We start from the raw sequence: 20641 nt of genomic DNA on the forward strand, positions 1-20641 counted from the left end.
GACTTACGGCAAAAAAATATTAGTATTTTAATTTTTGGATTGCAGTAATTTGTCCGCCTTCAACTTTCATACCTTTTGTTGCAACAGCAGTTGTACCGTTGATTGAGTAAATCCAGTTTCCGTCAGGAGTATTAATACCTACAATTGCAGAGCTTCCATCTTCTGAAGTAATATTGTAACGGCTAGTCACAGAAGTTAATGTTTCTGGAGCACCTGTTACCCAAGTAAACGTTTGGTTGTAAACATCTGCAATTGCCATTTTAACTGCACCATTGTTTTTTCCAACATTTCCATACATTAACAATAAGAATTTACCTTTTGAAATGTAGCTTGTAGAAGAAATTTTATATCCGCCAGATTTTTCTTGAACATTAAAGAAGTACGTTTTATCAAACTCTGTAGTTCCTTTTTTGATTCTCACAACCGCAGAAGGTTTTGTAGAAGTCATTACAGCATTGCTTGTAGCAATCGCTCCAGAGAAACCGTAAGCATCTCCATTTTCATCTTGAAATAATCCATTTGTAAAATAAGCTCCTAAATAACTGGTACGGTTATCTTTGATTACTTTTTCTAACTTCAATTCTGGGTAGTTGTAAACAGCAACCCAAGTACTATCTGGATTCGCAGTTCCGAAGTTGTCTACACCATCTCCTTTAATACTCATATAAGGCATGTACACTTTATCTCCAACTTGAGTTGCCCAAGTAAAGAAAGCTCTTTCTCCATTTTTAGCCAGTACTTTAGTATCTTGTTGAGCCTCACCTGTAATAAGTGATTTTGTAGCATCAATTTTGTACATAGAAGCAATAGAAGCACCACTTCTTGGAACTTTAATCGTTAAAATATCTTGGTTTACAGCAGCAAATACGTGTACCGTTTCTGCTTGAAAGTCAGATTTCTTAACTAGTTTCCCTTCAGAGTTTAAGTTATAAGTTGTAACAGCTCCTGGGTTTCCTTGTCCGTAAAGTAAACTAAAGAAATTGTTTTGTGCTGTAATGTAATAACGATATGTTCCGTCTTGCTCCAATCCGTTTCCTGTAGTTGTGATAACTCCAGTAGAGACATCATCTGCAGTTAATAAATAATCTGCAATTCCTGCTGCTCCCGTTGTTGCAGTAATAATATATTTAGTTTTTCCTGTATCGTTTCCTCCGCCAGTTTCACCTCCTGATTTATCAGAATCACTACTGCAAGAAAATGCTGTAAAAGCTAAAACAGCTGATAATAAAGCTAATGTTGTACTTTTTTTCATTGTATTATGGTGTTTGTATTAAAATTTAATTATTTGATTTACTGAAGTAATATCTCAACTTGATGTAAAAAGCTCTACTTGGTTTTTGTAATGAGAAATTGTCGTAAAGCTTATTATCTAAAAGGTTTTTACATTCTAAAGCAATATTGTATTTTCCGTTTGCCATAGTATAAACTGCATTCAAATCATGGCTAAACTGCTGCGGAATTTCCAATTTGCTGTCTTTGCTTCCCATACTTGGCCAAGACAAATAGTATGTATGCACATAAAGCAAGTTGTAACCAACAGAAAGATTGTTACCTTTTTTCCAAACATTATTAAAGAACATGGTCGCATCTGCATTACCAAATAAATAAGGCATATTCGGAATTCTGTCATTATAAAAAGGAGATACGTAGTTCTGATTAGGCTCGTACATTGTTTTATTTCTAATGTTCTGGTATGTAGCATTGAAACCGGCAGTAAAACGATTTCCGTATGAATATCTTACCTCACCATCAATACCATAATTCGTCACTTTTCCCTGATTGACATTTGTCGTCATGGTTTGGTTATTATTCAATGTCGGACGAATAAAATCTACAGCATTTCTATGCAAAAGATTTACATCAAATGATAAAGCATTCTTTTCGCTGAAACTCGTCTGATAGCTTGCTCCTAAATTATAGTTGTTACTAGATTCTGGTTTCAAAGAAAGATTTCCTTCTAAATTATCATTAACATTACCAAAGATTTCCTCTGGAGTTGGCAACCTATAAGTCTTTTCATAAGAGGCTTTAATCTGCAGATTACGTTTTACATAATAACTCGTAGCCGCTCCATAACCAGTTGTAGAAGTATGGTCTACATATTTCTGATAAGCAATGTCTCCTGTAGCTCCTGAAGGATTGTAACTTCTTGAATAAGTAGTTTTTAATGAATAGTCTTTTAGAAACACAGAAGTACTCCACTTGTCATTATAATCTAATTTATACCCCAATCCTAAAACATTTTTTTGCGTTTTTTTAGGCTGTTTATAAACCAAGGATTCAGGGACCAACTCGTCACTTTCTTTACGGTCGAAGGTATTAAACGTATTATTGACCATAAACGAGTGTCGCTCATTAAGCGTATACGTTGCATTTGCAGTTGCTATACCATTGTTGTTGTAGAACTTACGAAGCGTACGGCTTCTCTCTCCTCCCGCTCCTTCATATTGTTTGTAGTCGCCAAACCAATTGTATCTTCTAAAAACGGTATCAATATTCTGCTCGTAACCAAAATTGTAATTCCCTGTAACATTCACGTTCAGTCCTTTGGTAAACAAGTCTTTTACCTGATATTTTAACGTTGGCATTACGATGCTTCCTTTTCTGTAAATCTCACCAAACACACTTACCATCCTAGCGCCTGTCTGAATATCAGCTTTATTCTCTCCTCCAGTGAAACCAATCATTAATTTATCTGCATATTTTTTTCCGGTTATCCCGACATTTACAATCACTGTCTCGTTACGGTATTTATCATGGAAACGTCTTACTCTCTGATTTGGGAAATAAGCGCCCGTATTTAAATCGGCTACATCTACATTTACCCAATAATTGTTATCTGAATAGTTCTGAAAAGCATTAATTTCTGTTGTAAAACCGCTTTTTGCCGTATAACCTGCGTTTATGCTTGAACGATGTGTATTAAAAGATCCAAATGAATAAGAAGCATCTACAAAAGTTCTTGGTTTACTATTCGTTACAATATTTATTGCTCCACCCAAAGCATCTCCTCCTAACCAAATTGGCACAACCCCTTTGTACACTTCTACACGATCTGCCAAATTGATCGGAATATTATTCATCTGAAAAGAAGAACCAAAATTATCCATCGGAACTCCGTCAATAAAAACTTTAATCTGATTTCCTGAGAATCCGTTTATAGAAAGCTCCGATCTAGAACCTACTCCACCTGCTTCACGGTTACGAACACCAGAAACACGGTCCAAAGCATGTGATAAATCTAAAGTTGAGTTGTGTAGCTTTTTAGCATCAATTGCAGTTACACTATAAGATTGTTTATTTACTTTGTCCGTTTGAGATCTTCCCAAAACGGTTACACTTTCTAACTCCTGCAATTCGCCTTCCATTTTAATTGAAAGATCCAAATTGCCTGAAATTTCAATCTGTTTTTTCTGAACTGCAAATCCCATTGCTGAGATTTTTAATGTATGTTTTCCTGATGGTACATTTTTAAAAATATAGGTTCCGTTTTCATCTGAAATAACACTTAAACCTGTTTTTTCGATGACAACTGTTGCAAACGGAATTGTTTCTCCAGAATTTCCAACAACTTTTCCAGATACTGTGAAACCTTGATTTTGCTGGGAAAATGATAAGAACGTGGTTAGAAAAAATAAACTGGCAAATAAAAATTTTTGAGTTGATATATCTTTAATTAGACTAATTATAAATAACTTTGCTGCAAAAGTACCATCAACGTCTCTAAAAAAGATAGGGAAAAACGGATTATTATTTTGTAAAAACGGATTATATTTTGAAAATCAAAGCCACTCTTCTAACTTCTCAAACGCCCATCATTAAAATTCAAATTGGAGATAAATATTATCCAAAAAGTATTTTAACCGAAGAAAATGTCAATATTGAAAATGAACATTCGGAAAAAATAATTAGTCGCCATTTCATAACCGAAGGATTGGTTCTACTTGATACTCAATTGTACTTCTCCAATTCTAAAACCATTCTTTTTGAAATTGACGAAGAATCTATTGTTATGAATTTTATTTATAGCAGTAACATAGAAACTCATATTGAGCAATTGGAAAGCGAAAAGTATTCTAAAGAAAATACACACAATATATTTTATACCAATAATTTTAAGGGATCATTTAAGATTCCAGCTCACAAAAATGTAAACTATCTTTCCATTATTCTTTCCAAAGAGTTCTATTATAACATCATCAACGAAGATTGGCAGCTGCATGAAAAATTTTCAAAAAAAATCCTTCAGAAACAATCGGGTTATTTAACCTCAAAATATCTTGCTTTTACACCAGCAATTCAATGGGTGACATCTGAAATAAAAAATTGCACTCGAGAAGGGGTTCTAAAGAGAATTTACATCGAAAGTAAAATCAAGGAATTGCTTATTCATCAGCTCGAAACATTAATTGTCAAACCTTTACCAGAAGAAAAAATCAACGAAGAAGAGTACAATAAACTTTTAGAAGCAAAAAAAATACTAGAAAACGATTATCGCAACACTCCTACTCTTCCTGAACTTTCCAGACTTATTTCGTTAAACGAATTCAAATTAAAAAAGGGTTTTAAAGCATGTTTTGGAACAACTGTAAAAAGCTATATCATCAAACTTAGAATGGAGCATGCCAAAGAATTATTTCAAAGCAAAGCCTCTACAGTAAGCGAAACGGCGTATAAATGCGGCTATAAAGACGTTTCTCATTTCTCTGCTGCCTTTAAAAGCTACTACGGATTTTCTCCTCAGAAATTTAAACTCAATACCGATATCATTCAGTTTTGGCTACTTGCTTTTTCCTTTATATGCTAAAAAAAAGGGTTTTAAAATTCAGTCCGTCGACTTCCTCTTAAAACCCTTAAAATAAGACATTAATGTATAATCTAAACTTTTTATACAAGTACCCACGATCAAATGAATATGTCAAAATTTAATTCAAAAAAAATGTTTCTCCAAAAAACATGATTGTTAAAACCTAAAAAATGATATTCTAAAAAAGGTAAAAAACAGCATTTGTTTTTAAATTTCAACATGCCAAAAGTAAAGCCCTAAAAAGAGAATACCTTACGGTTTTCCTCATTGTATGAAAAAATTAACAACATTATTTTCAATTAAAATCCTTAAGTGTTTGTACTGCAAAATATTGCTAAAATATACTTTAACGAAATTTTAGCATAATAAAATATCGAATTCATACATAAAAAGGGCGAAAAAGCCTAAAAAAAACATTTCTTGTCCTAGATTAAGTCTATTTTTCCAAAACCCTGCCTACATTTGTTAGCGATTCAATTACGGAATTAGTCAATTAGTAATTGGACATCTAAAACTTGGTACCTTAATACCTCCTTATAAGAACTTTAGAAGCTATAAAAAATGAAAAAGTTGCAATTTTTATTACTCGGAAAAAATGAAGCTATTTTGGCTATTTTACTTCGTCTCGTTAATGCAGATGAAAACTGGAACGCCGTAGCTTTTAATAATGAAAAAGAAGCTCAAGAATACTTTCAGAATAATACAATTGATATTGTTCTTTTGAGCTCTGCAATTGAAGATCATGTCGAAAAAGAATTTACTTCTTTCTGCTTAAAAAATCAGCCGAATGTTGAAGTCATTGAGCATTTTGGAGGTGGAAGCGGTTTATTGAAATCTGAAATCCTACATCGATTACATTTGAAAGGAAAGCTTTAAATTTGTTTTTAAAAGCTTAAAAATGGAAAAAACGTATTCTGTAGTATTCTACTCAAAACCAGTTGTCGATACTGTCAAAGAATTGAAAGATCTTCTGAAAAGTAAAGTTCATAAGAATTGGTACAACAGCTGTAATTCTGAAGCACATATTACGATTTGTGAATTCCAAATTGATGAATCTCAACTCGATTCCATTAAGAAAAAGCTAATTAAAATCTGCGATACTTTTACGCCTTTTCAAGTATATTTAGATCATTTTGGTTCTTATGAGAATGCTGGAGCCTTTTTTATTGCTCCAAACGAAGAATCTAAAAAGAATCTAAAACCCATAATGAAAAAGATTCACGATACGTTGAAATCTTTAAAACTCAAAAAAAGTGATGATCCGCACATGTCAATCGGACGACGACTAACTCCAGAAAATCTGAAAATAGCTTCTCAGCTTTTTACTACTATTAATATTGATTTTCTATGCAATGAAATTGTTGTAAGAGAATTTGATCCAATAAAAAAACAGTTTTTTGTAATTGATTCAATTGAGTTTGGAAGCAATCCAGAACCTGAATTTGTTCAAGGGATTCTTTTTTAATCGCAAATTGGTAAGATTTACACAATGTAAACTAAGTTTAAATTCTTTGCGAACCTTCCGAAAAAACCTTGTGTCCTTTGCGGTTAAAGAAGAAAGCAAAACTAACTGCAACCTTAAACTTGAAACAAACAAAAACTAATCTTTATATTTTTCGTATATTTGAATTTCGCAATTCATTACCATATGAAATCTCTAGATTCCTTTTACCAAGATATTACCGAAGGTTCAACTGTTGATCCTACTTCTTTATTGCCAAATGACATTCAGAAAGAAATTGGGCATTTTAATGTTTTCGATATTAAAGAACTTCTGGAACGTATGAAAGGAAAGCCTGGAATGCCTTATGACCGCAGAGCGTATTATAAAATAAGTTTGATTAGAGGACACAATAAAGCCGAATATGCCGATAAAGTAATCGAAATCGAAAAACAAGGATTGTTATTTGCAACACCAAAAATTCCGTACAACTATTTGCCGCAAGACACCAATCAAGGGGGGCAGTTTTGTGTTTTTACAAGTGAATTTTTATCTAAAAACAAAAGCGGAATTGATTTGGACGAGCTCCCAATTTTTGCTTCAGACGGATATCCTATTTTTCAGCTTTCGGATGAAGAAGTTTCAGATGTAGAATTGATTTTCAATAAAATACAAAAAGAAATCAACTCGGATTATATTTACAAATATGATTTAATTCGAAATTATGTGGCGGAGTTAATTCACTTCGGACAAAAATTACAGCCTATTACAGCATTATATTCTAAACACAATTCGGCAGCGAGAGTTTCTTCTTTATTTGCGGAATTATTAGAAAGGCAATTCCCTATTGAGTCTCCAAATCAGCGATTAGAATTGCGAACAGCGAAAGATTTTGCGGAAAGATTATCTGTTCACGTAAATCATTTAAATAAAGTTCTAAAAGAAAACACCGGAAAAACAACAACCGAATTAATCAGTAACCGCTTGACAAACGAAGCTAAAATACTTTTAAAACAAACCGATTGGAATATTTCTGAAATCGCTTATTCACTTGGTTTTGAGGAATTGGCGCATTTTTCTAATTTCTTTAAAAAACAAACTTCTTTTACGCCGATTGCTTTCAGGAGTTAGTTGTTTTGTTTCAGGTTTCAGGTTTCAGGTTTCAGGTTTTCTAGAACTTTTTAAAAGTTTTACCAATCAGTTTGGAGTTTGGAATTTAATTTTTGTGATTTAACCCTCATGATTTGAATTTCGCAAACATCCATTTGATATTTACAACTCCCCAAGTCTACTTCGCTCCTACCTTTGTCTCATCAAATTAAAAGAACGAAAAGATGGATTTATCAAATAACAAAATTTTAATTACAGGCGGTGCAAGCGGTATCGGACTTGGACTTGCGGAACGATTTATTCAGGAAAACAATACGGTGATTATTTGCGGGAGAAGGGCTTCTCTTTTAGAAGAAGTTAAAGCTAAATTTCCATCGATTATTACTAAAGTATGCGATTTGTCTTCAGAAGAAGAACGCATAGCGCTATTTGAGTGGATTAAAGAAAATCATCCTGATTTAACTGTTTTGGTCAATAATGCAGGAATTCAAAATTGGATGACTATAACGGATGCTGATTTTTATGAAAACATGAAAAATGAGCTTACTACCAATATTGAAGCTCCACTTCATTTAACTTCATTATTTATTCAGTTACCATCTCTTAAAACCGTAATGAATACTACTTCTGGATTGGCGTTTTCTCCTTTTGCAAAAGTTCCCGTTTATTCGGCTACAAAAGCATTTTTCAGATCGTTTACGCTTTCGCTTCGTCATTTATTAAAAGAAAAAAATATTGAAGTAGTAGAAATTATTCCACCAGCATTAAATACAGATTTGGGCGGAATCGGTCTTCACGATGCGCATCCAAGCGTAAGCAGTTTTATCGAATCTATTTTTGAACAATTAAAAGAAGGCAAACAAGAACTTACTTTCGGAACCAGCGAAACCAGACTAAACGCAAGCGCAGAAGAATTGAGAAATCATTTTAATGCAATGCATTCTAATTAAGTAAAATGTTGAATGTGAGATGTGAGATGCAAAAAAGGAATCCTACCTTAGAAAAAAACATGACAAAAATTTCACATCCACATTTCACATTTTACAACTAACATTTTACATTTCACAAATTCACAAATTATCAATTAAAAAAATATGGCAGTAAATACAAAAATAGCTCTAGTTACAGGTGGTAGCAGAGGTTTAGGAAAAAACATGGCAATTGCAATTGCAAAAAAAGGAATCGACGTAATTATCACTTATAACAGCAAAAAAGAAGAGGCTGATTTAGTGGTAAAAGAAATTGAAAATCTTGGTCAAAAAGCAGCTTCATTACAATTAAACGTAGCAGAATCTGGCACTTTTGATTCTTTCTTCAAAGAAGTAGAAGCAACTTTAAAAAACACTTTTGGAACCGATAAATTTGACTTCTTAGTAAACAATGCCGGAATCGGAATTCACAATTCTTTCATTGGAACAACAGAAGCCGAATTTGATCAATTAACTAATATTCAGTTTAAAGGGCCGTTTTTCTTAACTCAAAAAGGATTAAACGTAATGAATGATGGTGGTGGAATTGTAAATATTTCTACAGGTTTAGCTAGATTTTCTTTCCCTGGTTACGCCGCTTATGCTTCTATGAAAGGCGCGATTGAAACTTTAACCAAATATCAAGCGAAAGAATTGGGTGCAAGAAAAATTAGAGCTAATGTAGTGGCTCCTGGCGCTATCGAAACCGATTTTGGAGGAGGTATAGTTCGTGACAATGAACAAATTAATCAGCAAATTGCTTCTGTGACGGCTTTGGGAAGAGTTGGTTTGCCTGATGATATTGGCAGTGTTGTAGCCTTTTTATGTACCGAAGAGGCACGCTGGATAAATGCACAACGAATCGAAGTTTCTGGTGGAATGATGCTGTAAGAGTGAATTTCAAGTTTCAAGTTTCAAGTTTCAGGCTGAACGTGAAACCTGAAACTAAAAAAAACAAACTACAAAAAAACAAAACCCGATAAGCAACCAAAAACTTATCGGGTTTGTCATTTCAAATAATATTTGAATTAGTAAGAAGTTTACCTAATTTGGATTCTTTTATAAAATTCGCCTTCCTCATCAAAAATTATATTATAAAATTTTGAATCTTTAATCAGGCCTGCTTCGTAACTTTTTACATTTAAATCACTTACGACAGAAAAAAACTGTCTTAACGACTTAACAGGATAATTCTCTTTGAGATAAACTTGTGCTTTTTTTGGCAGTTTGGTTAGTATTGTTTGTGTTTTATAAGCTTTAAAATTTCCGTTTTTATCATATCTTGCAAAAGCTAGTATTTTTGGTGTTTCATTAAATTTTGCTTCAAAAATAACATCTTCATTTTTACTACTGTATTCTATCTCCCAAATTGGTTTCTTTTTTGGATATTGATTTTCAAAAGCTGTTCTAATATTTTCCGGCGGCAGTAAAATTCCATTCTGAGCTATTAGAAAATTGCTGCAAACCACAAAGGCAAACAAAATAATATTTCTCATATTTAGGTTTAAATTAAAATATAAAATTAAACAAAAATATATATTTTTCCTACAAAATTAATTTTTCTCTATGATTACATCAAAACCGCCATCTCTATCAAATTGAATATCATAAAAATTAGAATCTTTTTCTACACCGACTTCGTACGTTGTTTTTTTCTTATCGTCTACCACCATTGCAATTTCTTGAATGGCTTTCGCTTTGTAATTCTTTTTTAAATAAGACTGTGCTTTTATCGGAAGCTGTTTAAACGGAATTTGCAATTCATACGCTTTCATGTTTCCGAGATTATCGTAAATCGCTACCGCTTTGGTTTTATCATCTACATTGTATCGCGCTTCATATCGAATCTCATCTGCATCATCTCCCACATATTCTTCAGACCAGACCGGCACCTTTCCTACATATTCTCTCTCAAAAGCAAATCGAACCTTTTCTGGAGGCGTGATTACTTTTTTCATATTGGTTCCTTCCTGCGCAATTAAAAAACTACTGCATAAAAAAGTAAAAGACAAAAGCACGTTTTTCATAGTTTCATTTTTTAAATTAAACTTTAATAACGTATTAAATTTACTACTTTTTTTATTAAGATAACATGAAGAAATTAACATTTTTTGTAAGTAGAAAAAACTCCTTTAAAATCAAGCACTCAATTATAATTCGAGCTTTTTTAAACGGTCTGTCAATTCTCTTTTATAAGTAATTCCGATTGGGATTCTTTCGTTTTTAATGACTACAAAATCTTTTTCTGTTGCGTCAATTTTATCCAATGCCACGATATACGATTTATGAATACGCATAAAACTCTTTTCGGGCAGGCATTTTTCAAACTCTGTAGTAGTAATCGAAGCGAGATATGTTCTTTTGGTAGTGTGAAGTTTTACGTAATTGCCAAAACTCTGCGCGTATAAAAGCTGATCCAATTCAACATCCATGAGATAACCGTCTACTTTTACGCTAACCGAATTTACGGTTTCCTCCGCTTTTTGTTTTACGCTTTCTGTTGCAAAAAAACGATCTATTGCTTTTAAAAATCTTGGAAAATAAATTGGTTTCAGCAAATAATCAATTACACCATAGTCGTAACTTTCTAGCGCAAATTCAGAATAAGCTGTGGTCAATATAGTTTTGGGATGCGATGGAAGAATTTTAAGCAATTCCATTCCTGAAATTTCAGGCATATTGATGTCCAGAAACATTAAATCGACTGAATTTTCTCTGAGATAATTCATCGCTTCAATGCCGTTATAGCCTTGAAAAACCAATTCTAACTGCGGATTCTGTTTAATGTAATTAGCCAGAACGTAATGCGCAGCGGGTTCATCATCAATTATAATGCATCTTTTTGTTTCTCTCATCCTACAAACTTTTTAAGCTGTATTTGTAAATCTACAATATAAGTCTGTTTATCGTCTTTTACATCCAATTTATAGTCTTTTCCATAAATTAAATTCAGACGTTCAATTGTATTTTTTAAACCGATTTTGGTCGAAATCACATCATTTTTCTTCGGAATTGAATTGGCAACATGAAGATGAAGCAATCCACTTTCAACAGTAATATTAATTTTCACGAAACAATTTTCGATAGCACAAGTCCCATGTTTAAAAGCGTTTTCGATAAATGCAATTAGGAGCATCGGAGAAATTTTATACGTGTATTCGATATCTACTTTACTTTCAAAATTAATCTCACAACGATAACCAACACGCTCTTTTTCTAGCTGAACATAACTGTTTATAAATTCCAATTCGTCTTCTAGAGAAACACATTGTTTGCTGTTACTTTCTAATTGATAACGCATTAACTGCGAAACCTTCATAATTAAATCTGGCGTTCTGTCTGGAAACTGAAGACTAATTCCGTACAAAGTATTAAAAGTATTGAATAAAAAATGCGGATTTAATTGTCCTTTCAATGAATTCAATTGCATTTGATTGAACAATAAAGCCGCATCGGTTTGTTTTCTGTGAATACGATAAAACTTAAAGACAATTATCGGACTCAGAATACAGACCAAAGTTCCTAAAACACTTGCCAATTGGTACACATAACTTCTTTGATGCGAATTTTGATACAAATGGCAATTGGCAAACATATCCATTCTTGTAATTTCATACAATATGACCGAAAATACAAAAACTCCAAAAAGTGTTAAAACAATATACGTAAAAGGCTTGTTTGCTTTGAATAAGATGGGAAGGAGAAAAAAGCGGTTAAACTGGGCATGCATATATAAAATGCAATAGAAAAACACACCCATAGCAATAGAAATGAAGGAACTAAACAACATCCAATCATTTTTCAGGGTATATATTGTAAATGAAAAAAGGACAACGGCAACCTCCTGCCACCATTTGTTATCCAGTATGTTATCAATTTTTTTATTCATTCTTAATTTTGAAATAGTTTACAAAGTACGAACAAATATTTAATTATTTTTTTCAAAAAATGACCAATTCAATTCGTCATTTACTAGTGCAGTACATCACTTAACATGACTTTTATCAGCGTAAGAGAAATAAATTTGTGCATCAAAAATATTTCTATATCACACTTTGAGTTTATGTATTTCAAAAAAATTACCTTATTATTTTTATTGATTTTTGCCTCAATCGGTTACGCTCAAACCCTGTCTTTAAAAGAAGCTGTTAAGACAGGACTTGAAAACTACGGTTCTATCCGGGCAAAAAACAATTACACCAATGCATCAAAAGAGACTCTAAAACAATCCCGTCGTGATTACTTGCCAAACCTTAACTTATCGGCACAGCAGGATTACGGAACTGTAAACGGACAAAACGGACCGCTTTACGGATTTGGAGGTTTAGGAGTTGCTTCATCAGGTTTACCTCTTCCTGAACAAAACTGGAATTCGGCGTTTGGTGCGCTTTATCTGGTCAACATGAACTGGGATTTTTTCACTTTCGGAAAAACACAGGAAAAAATCAATTTATCTAAAATTGATGTTCAGGCCAAAGAAAAAGATTTAGAGCAGGAAAAATTCCAGCAGGAAATCAAAATTTCGGCAGCTTATTTAAATCTATTGGCGAGTCAGAGATTATTGATTTCACAGCAAAAAAATCTGGATCGTGCAGAAGTTTTCAAAAAGACAGCGGTTGCAAGAGTTAAAAATGGATTATTGGCCGGAGTAGATTCTACATTGGCAACTGCCGAGGTTTCAAAAGCCAAAATTGCTTTAAACCTAGCGAGAAATTTCGTTAAAGAACAAAACAACAAATTGGTCGATTTAATGGGCGTTGCGCCACAGGATTTCGTTACCGATACGCTTTTTGTAACGCAGATTCCAAAAGAATTGATTCAAGGAAATGCGGCAAATGACAGTCTTCATCCGTTATTGCAACTTTACAAAACCAAAATCGATTACAGCAATCAGCAGGTTAAATTATACAAACGCTTTTATTATCCAACCATGAGTGCTTTTGGAGTTTTGCAAACCAGAGCTTCTGGATTTGAAAATTCTTATGCTACAGATCAAAATGCCTTTAGCAGAAATTATTGGGATGGCGTAAATCCGGATCGTACCAATTATTTGGTTGGTGTTGGAATCACATGGAATTTAACCACTCCTTTTAGATCAAGCAAACAAGTAAGCGCTCAGAAATTTGTTTCTCAAGCTTTGCAAGAAGAATACAATCAGGCAGATAGAGAATTGAAATCGCAATTGAATTTTGCCGAGGATAAGATCAAAATTACTTTAGAAAATTATGCTGAAGCGCCGATTCAGGTGGATGCGGCAAAAAGAGCTTATGTACAGAAATCGACTTTATACAAAAACGGTCTAACCGATCTGACCGATTTGACACAAACAATGTATGTTTTAAACCGTGCCGAAATCGATCGTGATATTGTCAACAATAATGTATGGCAGTCGTTCTTACTGAAAGTAGCCGCAACGGGCAATTTTGACTTATTTATAAATGAATTTTAACTATAGATCCAAATGAATTTAATACGTTTTGCACTCCGCAAACCCATTTCCATATTAGTATTGGTTGCGGGTCTATTTTTCTTCGGAATTGGTGCCATCAAAGACATTAAGGTAGATATTCTGCCAAAAATGAATTTGCCGGTTATCTATATTGCGCATCCGTTTGGAGGTTACACGCCAGACCAAATGGAGGCTTATTTTGCCAAAAACTACGTAAACGTTTTACCTTTCTCGAACGGTATCAAATCGGTAGAAACCAAAAATATTCAGGGGTTAATGATTATGAAATTAACCTATTATGAGGGAACCAACATGGCTCAGGCTGCTGCCGAGCTGAGTGCTCTTTCCAACAGAATCCAAGCGGCTTTCCCTCCAGGAACGCAGCCTCCTTTTATCATTCGTTTTGACGCTTCTTCACTTCCAATTGGCCAATTGGTTTTGAGCAGTAAAATACGTTCAAACAACGAATTGCAGGATTTAGCCAACGTTTATGTTCGTGCTTCGTTTACTGCGATTCCTGGTTTATTATCTCCAGCTCCTTTCGGCGGAAGCCCAAGAACTATTGAGGTAAACGTTGATCCAGATTTATTGCGTTCTCATAATATGACGCCAGACCAAATCGTAGATGCGATTCGTCTGAACAATCAAACGGCTCCGTCTGGAAACGTTCGTATGGGCGACAAAAACTATATTACTCCAACTAACAATACGATTAAAGAAGTAAAAGATTTTGAACAGATTCCGTTATTCAAAGGCGGTGTTCAGAACTTAAAATTAGGCGATGTTGCTTCTGTAAAAGACGGTGCCGATATCACTGCGGGTTATGCTTTGGTAAACGGAAAACGTTCGGTTTACATTAGTATCGCAAAAGCAGGAGACGCTTCGACTTGGGATGTGGTGCAGAAATTAAAATCAGAATTGCCTAAAATTCAAAGTACGCTTCCTGAAGATGTAAATATTACGTACGAATTTGACCAGTCAGTTTATGTAATTAACTCGGTTAAAAGTTTGATTACTGAGGGAATTATCGGTGCGGTTCTAACAGGTTTAATGGTTTTATTATTCTTAGGCGACCGTCGTGCAGCATTAATCGTAATTATGACGATTCCGATTTCGATTATTTCTGGGGTTTTATTCCTGAAATTATTCGGGCAGACGATCAACTTAATGTCGCTGTCGGGATTAGCGCTAGCCATTGGTATTCTGGTGGATGAAAGTACGGTAACCATCGAAAATATTCACCAGCATCTCGACATGGGAAAACCAAAAGCACTCGCCATTTGGGATGCCTGTCAGGAAATTGCTTTACCTAAATTATTGATCCTACTTTGTATTCTAGCCGTATTTGCACCAGCATTTACCATGGTCGGAATTCCGGGAGCATTGTTCTTGCCATTGGCTTTAGCGATTGGTTTCTCAATGGTTATTTCATTCTTGCTTTCGCAGACTTTTGTTCCTGTAATGGCCAACTGGATGATGAAAGGTCATGAAAAACACGTACACGAACCAAACATTACAGACGATGAGGCAGAGTTTAACGCCTGCGGATTAACGCCTGAATCTGAACAAAATTTAATTGGTCAGAAAAAAGATTTAGTCGAAAGAGAAGATTTCAACAACGACGGAAAAGTAAGCGGTTTTGAAAAATTCAGAAATCGTTTCATGCGAACTTTAGATCGTTTGTTTGTTCATAAAAAAGCAACGACTATTATTTATCTAACGGGATCCATTATTCTGGCGATTGTTTTTATTAATTTTATCGGAAAAGACGTTTTCCCGAGAACCAATTCAAGTCAGTTTCAATTGAGAATGCGCGCTGTTGATGGAACTCGTCTGGAAAGAACAGAAGAACAAGCCAGAGTTGTTTTAAAAGAATTGGAAAAAATGGTGGGTAAAGATCATATCGGAATCACATCTGTATATGTCGGCCAGCACCCTTCTCTATTCTCGATCAACCCGATTTATCTATTCATGGCAGGTTCTCACGAAGCGGTTTTCCAAGTGAGCTTGAAAGACTATCATGAAGATATGGACGATTTTAAAGATGAATTTAGGGCAAGACTTAAAAAAGTATTGCCAGACACTAAACTTTCTTTTGAACCCATCGAATTGACGGATAAAGTTCTAAGCCAAGGTTCTCCTACTCCAATTGAGATTCGAGTGGCCGGAAAAGACAAAAAACGAAACGAATTGTACGCAACTCAAATTGTAGACAAACTAAAAGCGATTTCGTATTTCAGAGACGTGCAAATCGGTCAGCCAATTCATTATCCAGCAATGAATATTGATATTGACAGAACCCGTGCGGCTGAATTAGGAGTTGATATGAATGATATTTCGCGTTCGTTGGTGGCTTCTACCTCATCTTCACGTTATACCGAAAAAAATAACTGGGTAGATGAAAAAGCAGGACTATCGTATTCTGTTCAGGTTCAGGTACCTTTAAACAAAATGAAGAGTAAAACCGATATTGGAGAAATTCCGGTATTGAAAAACTCGCTTCGTCCTGTTTTAAGTGACGTTGCAAAAATTACACCGGGCTTTGTAAGAGGTGAAAATGACAATTTAGGGGCCATGCCATACATTACCGTTACAGCCAACATCTACCAAACCGATTTAGGTACGGCATCAAAAGATGTGAGCAAAACAATTAGTGCCTTGGGCGAATTACCTCGTGGTTTGTTTATCACGCCAATTGGACTAAGTACTGTATTGACTGAAACATTAAGCAGTTTGCAAACGGGGTTATTGGTTGCCGTTTTCGTAATCTTCTTAATGTTGGCCGCTAATTTCCAATCGTTCAAAGTTTCGCTGGTTATTTTAACCACAGTTCCTGCCGTAGTTTTAGGATCTCTATTAATGCTTACGCTTACAGGTTCTACGTTAAATTTACAATCGTATATGGGAATCATTATGTCGGTTGGGGTTTCTATTGCCAATGCCGTACTTTTGGTTACAAATGCCGAACAGCTTAGAAAAATAAACGGAAATGCCTTAGAATCTGCGCGTGAAGCAGCTGCATTGCGTCTTCGTCCGATTATCATGACTTCAGTTGCGATGATTGCGGGAATGCTGCCAATGGCAATTGGTCACGGCGAAGGAGGCGATCAAGTTTCTCCGTTAGGAAGAGCGGTTATCGGTGGATTATTATTTTCTACTTTTGCCGTATTATTGATCCTTCCGCAGATATTTGCGTGGGCACAAGAAAAAACATCGACACAATCTGTTTCTTTAGATCCTGAAGACGAAGAAAGCATCCATTATATCTCATCAATAGGTAAGTCGAAAGTTGGAAAGTCATAAAGTCATAAAGTTGGAAAGTCGAAAGTCATAAAGTCGAAAGTCGAAAGCACAATCGTCGCGAAAATACTTTGATAAACTTTTATACTTTCAGCATACTTGTAAAACATATTTATATAAAACCAAAAAATGAAAAATAATATAAAATCAATCGCAATACTGCTCACCGCTCTAGTGGCATTAAGCAGCTGTGAAAAGAAAAAAGAAGAAACTGCGAAAGCAGAAATAGAACCTAAAGTTGAAACTTTCCTTTTATCGAAAGAAAAACTAACTACAGAATTGCGCTTGCCAGCCGAATTAACGGGTTTCCAACAAGTTGATTTGTATGCTAAAGTGAGCAGTTTCGTAAAACTGTTAAAAGTTGATATTGGTACGAAAGTAAAAAAAGGACAGCTTTTAATTGTTTTGGAAGCGCCAGAAATCAGTTCGCAATTGGCTGCTGCCGAATCGAGATTGAAATCGATGGAAGCGATTTATGCTACGAGCAAAAGCACTTACAACCGTTTGTACGAAACAAGCAAAGTGGAAGGAACGATTTCTAAAAATGACTTAGAAATGGCAAGCGGTAAAAAGAACTCTGATTACGCGCAATACCAAGCCGCAATTGCAGCACACAAAGAAATCTCGATTATGAGAGGTTATCTAGAAATTCGTGCTCCTTTTGATGGCGTTGTAGCGGCTAGAAATGTAAATTTAGGTACATTTGTTGGCCCAGCAGGAAAAGGCTCAGATTTGCCTTTATTAACGATTCAGGAGCAAAGCAAATTACGTTTGGCGGTTTCGGTTCCAGAATTGTACACTGGATATTTACACCCAGGCGACGAAATGAGTTTTAATGTAAAATCGTTGCCAGAAACTTTTACAGCCAAAATTACCAGAATGTCTGGCGCATTAGATTTGAAACTGCGTTCGGAAAGAGTGGAAATGGATGTTCACAACACCAAAGGAAATTTATTGCCTGGAATGGTTGCCGAAGTTTTATTACCGCTTAACGCGAAAGATAGCACCTTTGTAGTACCAAAATCGGCAGTAGTAAGTTCTGCAGAAGGAATATATGTGGTAAAAGTAGTAAATCACAAAGCCACAAGAGTTGACGTTAAAAAAGGAAGAGAAATCGAAGATAAAATTGAAATCTTCGGCGATTTGACTCCAAACGATAAACTGGTAAAAATTGCCAGCGAAGAAACTAAGGAAGGCGATACAATAAACGAATAACCTGCGTTTAAGTCTTCATTTTAGTAGATTACCAAAAACTGTACGCATTTTTCGGAATGCAAATTTAAAAATTTGCCTAAGGACAGCTCTCTATTCTAGAGGGCTGTTTTTTTGTTTTTATATTAGATGCATTCAATTATTATGAGCCTATATTAAAGTTCACCAACAATCATTTTTCAAATAGCTAATAACTTTGTTGAAAAAATATCACTTTTATTGTTAAAATAATATTAGTAAAACATAAATTACACCACATTACAAGTTGTTTAATAAAATTATAATTTTATGAATATTGAGAAAATTTATGAATTAAGAAAATCATTTACAATAATTGCTTTAACAGGAAGAAAAGGTTCTGGTTGTAGTGAAATTGCCAAGCAATTGGAAAGTGGATTTAGTAATGATTCAACAATTTTCAGACATCCTGAAACCAGCTCAATAACTCATAATTCGTACAGGAAGTATAGAATAGTTTATGAATATAGTAAAGAAAATTTTAAAAAACACATCCTAATTCCATATAAAGATATTTTAGTCATTTTTATTCTAATGAATAATTGGGACTGTTTTCTTTCATTTTTAAATTGTCAGAATTTGAAAGATGAATTTGAAAAAAGTAATCTTGGCCATTTAGCTAATTTTAAAAATGAAATTAATGAATTAAATTCTCTTAAAGAAGAATTTAATTCATTAAGTAAAGAGGTAATCGAATACAATAATTGCAGAAGGGCAAATGAAAAGTTAAAGAGATTAAGAGAATTACATTCTTCAGATTCATTTAAGTCATTTTGTATAAAATTACATTTAACGTTAGAAGCAAACTCTAAAGTTAAACGCAATAAGGTTTTACAAATTATTGCAAACAATATAAGAAAATCAGGGAAATATGATGACGAAAAAAATATTGATCTTAATAATATTTTTACAATTGCAGAACTTATAAATAAGCTTATTAAAGCCTATTCTAAAGAAAATAAAAACAAATCTACAGAAATTGTTATAGACTCTCTTAGAAATCCTTTAGAGATTATGTTTTTTCGACAAAGACTTTCTGCCTTCTATTGTATGGCCATTAATAGAGTAGAAGAAAATAGAAAACAGGAAATTAAGGAAAGGTATAAAAATGACAATTATGAAGATGTAGAAAAATTAATAACTGAAGAATATAATGGAGCAAAATCTAAAGATTTTTATAAAGTAAATGTTTCACAATGCATTCAAAATGCTGATATACATATTTCTTTTAAAAGTTATGAAGATGTAGATTTTTTAAATACAGAAATTAAGGATAATGCTTCGCCTTATTTTTCTTGGCAAATGCAACTTTTAAAATTTCTTAGTTTAATTGATCAGCCAGGTATTGTAACACCTTCTCCAGAAGAAAGATGTATGCAGTTGGCTTTTACTGCAAAATATAATTCTGGATGTATCTCACGACAAGTTGGAGCTGCAATAACAGATGTCAATTATGCAATTAAGGCGATAGGATGGAATAACACACCTGAAGGACAAGTTCCTTGTAGCTTAAGGAATGCAGATGACTTGCTAAAAAATGAAAAAGACATTGAAGCATTTACATCATATGAAAGAAATAATATTGATTTTCAAAGAGTATTCAAACAAAACTTTGATAATGAACAAATTAAACATAATCGTAAGGATTTAAAAGGAAGAAATGTTTGTTTTTGCTTTAAAAGTTTAATTAATTCTTATTCAGATGGTAAAAACCAAGTACATACACGATCATTACATGCAGAAGAAAGTGCTTTTCTTCAAATAACAAAATATGGAGGACAAGGAATTGAAAATGGCAAACTTTTTACAACAGCTAGTCCATGCGAATTATGTTCAAAGAAAGCTTATCAATTAGGAATAAAAGTTATTTATTATATTGATCCATATCCAGGCATATCACTAGAACATATTTTAACAGCAGGATCTAAAGAGAGAAATCCAACAATGCGCTTATTCCATGGTGCAATTGGCAATGCGTATCATTGGTTATATGAACCATTTATGGCATATAAGGAAGAACTGGGACTTGTGTTAGAAAATAAAATAATAGATTTAGCTTCTATTAAAGAGCATCAATTATCAAAAAAAACTATAGAATTATTATCAAAGGAAAATGAAATTCAGAGATTAAAAAAAGAAAATGATGAATTAAGAGCTTTGTTAAAAACAAAAACTGATTAATGATTCTTTTACCAAAAATTTATTTGATATCTATAAATCTAGAAAAGACTTAACAAAAGTAAAAATTCTTAAAAAATTCAATCAATTAAATAAACAGGTAAAAATACTTGATTAACTACGGAAGTAAAACTATACTTTTGAGAAGAATTGTATGT

Annotated in this window: 16 protein-coding genes; 10 read left to right on the forward strand and 6 right to left on the reverse strand. The window is 33.7% G+C overall.

Features of this window, described 5'->3' with window-relative positions; all coding sequences use genetic code 11:
- Nucleotides 1-19 precede the first annotated feature (19 nt).
- Nucleotides 20-1252: a DUF4374 domain-containing protein gene (locus tag M0M44_RS20055; protein ID WP_248727305.1), complete on the reverse strand. Its 1233-nt coding sequence runs from the start codon at nucleotides 1250-1252 to the stop codon at nucleotides 20-22.
- 25 nt (nucleotides 1253-1277) lie between these two features.
- A complete protein-coding gene (locus M0M44_RS20060) occupies nucleotides 1278-3734 on the reverse strand; it encodes a TonB-dependent receptor (protein WP_420842790.1) in 2457 nt (818 codons plus the stop codon).
- Nucleotides 3735-3775: 41 nt separating this feature from the next.
- Here M0M44_RS20060 and M0M44_RS20065 point away from each other — a divergent pair, with 41 nt between their 5' ends.
- From M0M44_RS20065 to M0M44_RS20090, 6 genes are all read left to right on the forward strand, one after another.
- Nucleotides 3776-4807 carry an AraC family transcriptional regulator gene (locus M0M44_RS20065; RefSeq protein WP_248727306.1) on the forward strand — a complete coding sequence of 344 codons (1032 nt, stop codon included), beginning with the start codon at nucleotides 3776-3778 and terminating at the stop codon, nucleotides 4805-4807.
- Between the two features lie 561 nt (nucleotides 4808-5368).
- Complete coding sequence (locus tag M0M44_RS20070; protein ID WP_248727307.1) at nucleotides 5369-5683, forward strand: hypothetical protein; 315 nt, start codon at nucleotides 5369-5371, stop codon at nucleotides 5681-5683.
- Nucleotides 5684-5705: 22 nt separating this feature from the next.
- Nucleotides 5706-6272 (forward strand): 2'-5' RNA ligase family protein, encoded by a 567-nt coding sequence (locus tag M0M44_RS20075; protein ID WP_248727308.1) that lies wholly within the window; start codon nucleotides 5706-5708, stop codon nucleotides 6270-6272.
- Nucleotides 6273-6455: 183 nt separating this feature from the next.
- On the forward strand, nucleotides 6456-7379 hold the full coding sequence (locus M0M44_RS20080) for a helix-turn-helix domain-containing protein (RefSeq protein WP_248727309.1): 924 nt from the start codon (nucleotides 6456-6458) through the stop codon (nucleotides 7377-7379).
- A 203-nt stretch (nucleotides 7380-7582) separates the two neighbouring features.
- Nucleotides 7583-8308, forward strand: a complete 726-nt coding sequence (locus tag M0M44_RS20085) for an SDR family oxidoreductase (RefSeq protein WP_248727310.1) — start codon at nucleotides 7583-7585, stop codon at nucleotides 8306-8308.
- Nucleotides 8309-8452: 144 nt separating this feature from the next.
- Nucleotides 8453-9217, forward strand: coding sequence for an SDR family oxidoreductase (locus M0M44_RS20090; protein ID WP_248727311.1), 765 nt, complete (start codon nucleotides 8453-8455; stop codon nucleotides 9215-9217).
- A 149-nt stretch (nucleotides 9218-9366) separates the two neighbouring features.
- Here M0M44_RS20090 and M0M44_RS20095 read toward each other — a convergent pair whose 3' ends face one another.
- The 4 genes from M0M44_RS20095 to M0M44_RS20110 form a co-directional block, all read right to left on the reverse strand.
- Nucleotides 9367-9822, reverse strand: coding sequence for a hypothetical protein (locus M0M44_RS20095; protein WP_248727312.1), 456 nt, complete (start codon nucleotides 9820-9822; stop codon nucleotides 9367-9369).
- Nucleotides 9823-9879: 57 nt separating this feature from the next.
- Nucleotides 9880-10353, reverse strand: coding sequence for a hypothetical protein (locus M0M44_RS20100; RefSeq protein ID WP_248727313.1), 474 nt, complete (start codon nucleotides 10351-10353; stop codon nucleotides 9880-9882).
- A gap of 123 nt (nucleotides 10354-10476) precedes the next feature.
- Nucleotides 10477-11181, reverse strand: coding sequence for a LytR/AlgR family response regulator transcription factor (locus M0M44_RS20105; RefSeq protein ID WP_248727314.1), 705 nt, complete (start codon nucleotides 11179-11181; stop codon nucleotides 10477-10479).
- Nucleotides 11178-12215, reverse strand: a complete 1038-nt coding sequence (locus M0M44_RS20110; protein WP_248727315.1) for a sensor histidine kinase — start codon at nucleotides 12213-12215, stop codon at nucleotides 11178-11180. The genes M0M44_RS20105 and M0M44_RS20110 overlap by 4 nt, the downstream gene beginning before the upstream one ends.
- 174 nt (nucleotides 12216-12389) lie before the next feature.
- Here M0M44_RS20110 and M0M44_RS20115 point away from each other — a divergent pair, with 174 nt between their 5' ends.
- From M0M44_RS20115 to M0M44_RS20130, 4 genes are all read left to right on the forward strand, one after another.
- Nucleotides 12390-13775: a TolC family protein gene (locus tag M0M44_RS20115; protein WP_248727316.1), complete on the forward strand. Its 1386-nt coding sequence runs from the start codon at nucleotides 12390-12392 to the stop codon at nucleotides 13773-13775.
- A gap of 12 nt (nucleotides 13776-13787) precedes the next feature.
- On the forward strand, nucleotides 13788-17078 hold the full coding sequence (locus tag M0M44_RS20120; RefSeq protein WP_248727317.1) for an efflux RND transporter permease subunit: 3291 nt from the start codon (nucleotides 13788-13790) through the stop codon (nucleotides 17076-17078).
- Nucleotides 17079-17204: 126 nt separating this feature from the next.
- Nucleotides 17205-18290, forward strand: a complete 1086-nt coding sequence (locus M0M44_RS20125; protein ID WP_248727318.1) for an efflux RND transporter periplasmic adaptor subunit — start codon at nucleotides 17205-17207, stop codon at nucleotides 18288-18290.
- Between the two features lie 285 nt (nucleotides 18291-18575).
- The gene (locus M0M44_RS20130) at nucleotides 18576-20486 is read left to right on the forward strand and encodes a hypothetical protein (RefSeq protein ID WP_248727319.1); all 1911 of its coding nucleotides are present in this window, start codon (nucleotides 18576-18578) and stop codon (nucleotides 20484-20486) included.
- Nucleotides 20487-20641: the final 155 nt, after the last annotated feature.

It is taken from the genome of Flavobacterium humidisoli, from assembly GCF_023272795.1.
Classification (GTDB): domain Bacteria; phylum Bacteroidota; class Bacteroidia; order Flavobacteriales; family Flavobacteriaceae; genus Flavobacterium; species Flavobacterium humidisoli.

Excerpts from the sequence above, each read along its gene's own strand:
- M0M44_RS20100 (WP_248727313.1), bottom strand. The coding sequence starts at position 10,353 with ATGAAAAACGTGCTTTTGTCTTTTACTTTTTTATGCAGTAGTTTTTTA.
- M0M44_RS20080 (WP_248727309.1), top strand. The coding sequence starts at position 6,456 with ATGAAATCTCTAGATTCCTTTTACCAAGATATTACCGAAGGTTCAACT.
- M0M44_RS20085 (WP_248727310.1), top strand. The coding sequence starts at position 7,583 with ATGGATTTATCAAATAACAAAATTTTAATTACAGGCGGTGCAAGCGGT.
- M0M44_RS20110 (WP_248727315.1), bottom strand. The coding sequence starts at position 12,215 with ATGAATAAAAAAATTGATAACATACTGGATAACAAATGGTGGCAGGAG.
- M0M44_RS20115 (WP_248727316.1), top strand. The coding sequence starts at position 12,390 with ATGTATTTCAAAAAAATTACCTTATTATTTTTATTGATTTTTGCCTCA.
- M0M44_RS20090 (WP_248727311.1), top strand. The coding sequence starts at position 8,453 with ATGGCAGTAAATACAAAAATAGCTCTAGTTACAGGTGGTAGCAGAGGT.
- M0M44_RS20075 (WP_248727308.1), top strand. The coding sequence starts at position 5,706 with ATGGAAAAAACGTATTCTGTAGTATTCTACTCAAAACCAGTTGTCGAT.
- M0M44_RS20105 (WP_248727314.1), bottom strand. The coding sequence starts at position 11,181 with ATGAGAGAAACAAAAAGATGCATTATAATTGATGATGAACCCGCTGCG.
- M0M44_RS20070 (WP_248727307.1), top strand. The coding sequence starts at position 5,369 with ATGAAAAAGTTGCAATTTTTATTACTCGGAAAAAATGAAGCTATTTTG.
- M0M44_RS20055 (WP_248727305.1), bottom strand. The coding sequence starts at position 1,252 with ATGAAAAAAAGTACAACATTAGCTTTATTATCAGCTGTTTTAGCTTTT.
- M0M44_RS20125 (WP_248727318.1), top strand. The coding sequence starts at position 17,205 with ATGAAAAATAATATAAAATCAATCGCAATACTGCTCACCGCTCTAGTG.
- M0M44_RS20095 (WP_248727312.1), bottom strand. The coding sequence starts at position 9,822 with ATGAGAAATATTATTTTGTTTGCCTTTGTGGTTTGCAGCAATTTTCTA.
- M0M44_RS20130 (WP_248727319.1), top strand. The coding sequence starts at position 18,576 with ATGAATATTGAGAAAATTTATGAATTAAGAAAATCATTTACAATAATT.
- M0M44_RS20120 (WP_248727317.1), top strand. The coding sequence starts at position 13,788 with ATGAATTTAATACGTTTTGCACTCCGCAAACCCATTTCCATATTAGTA.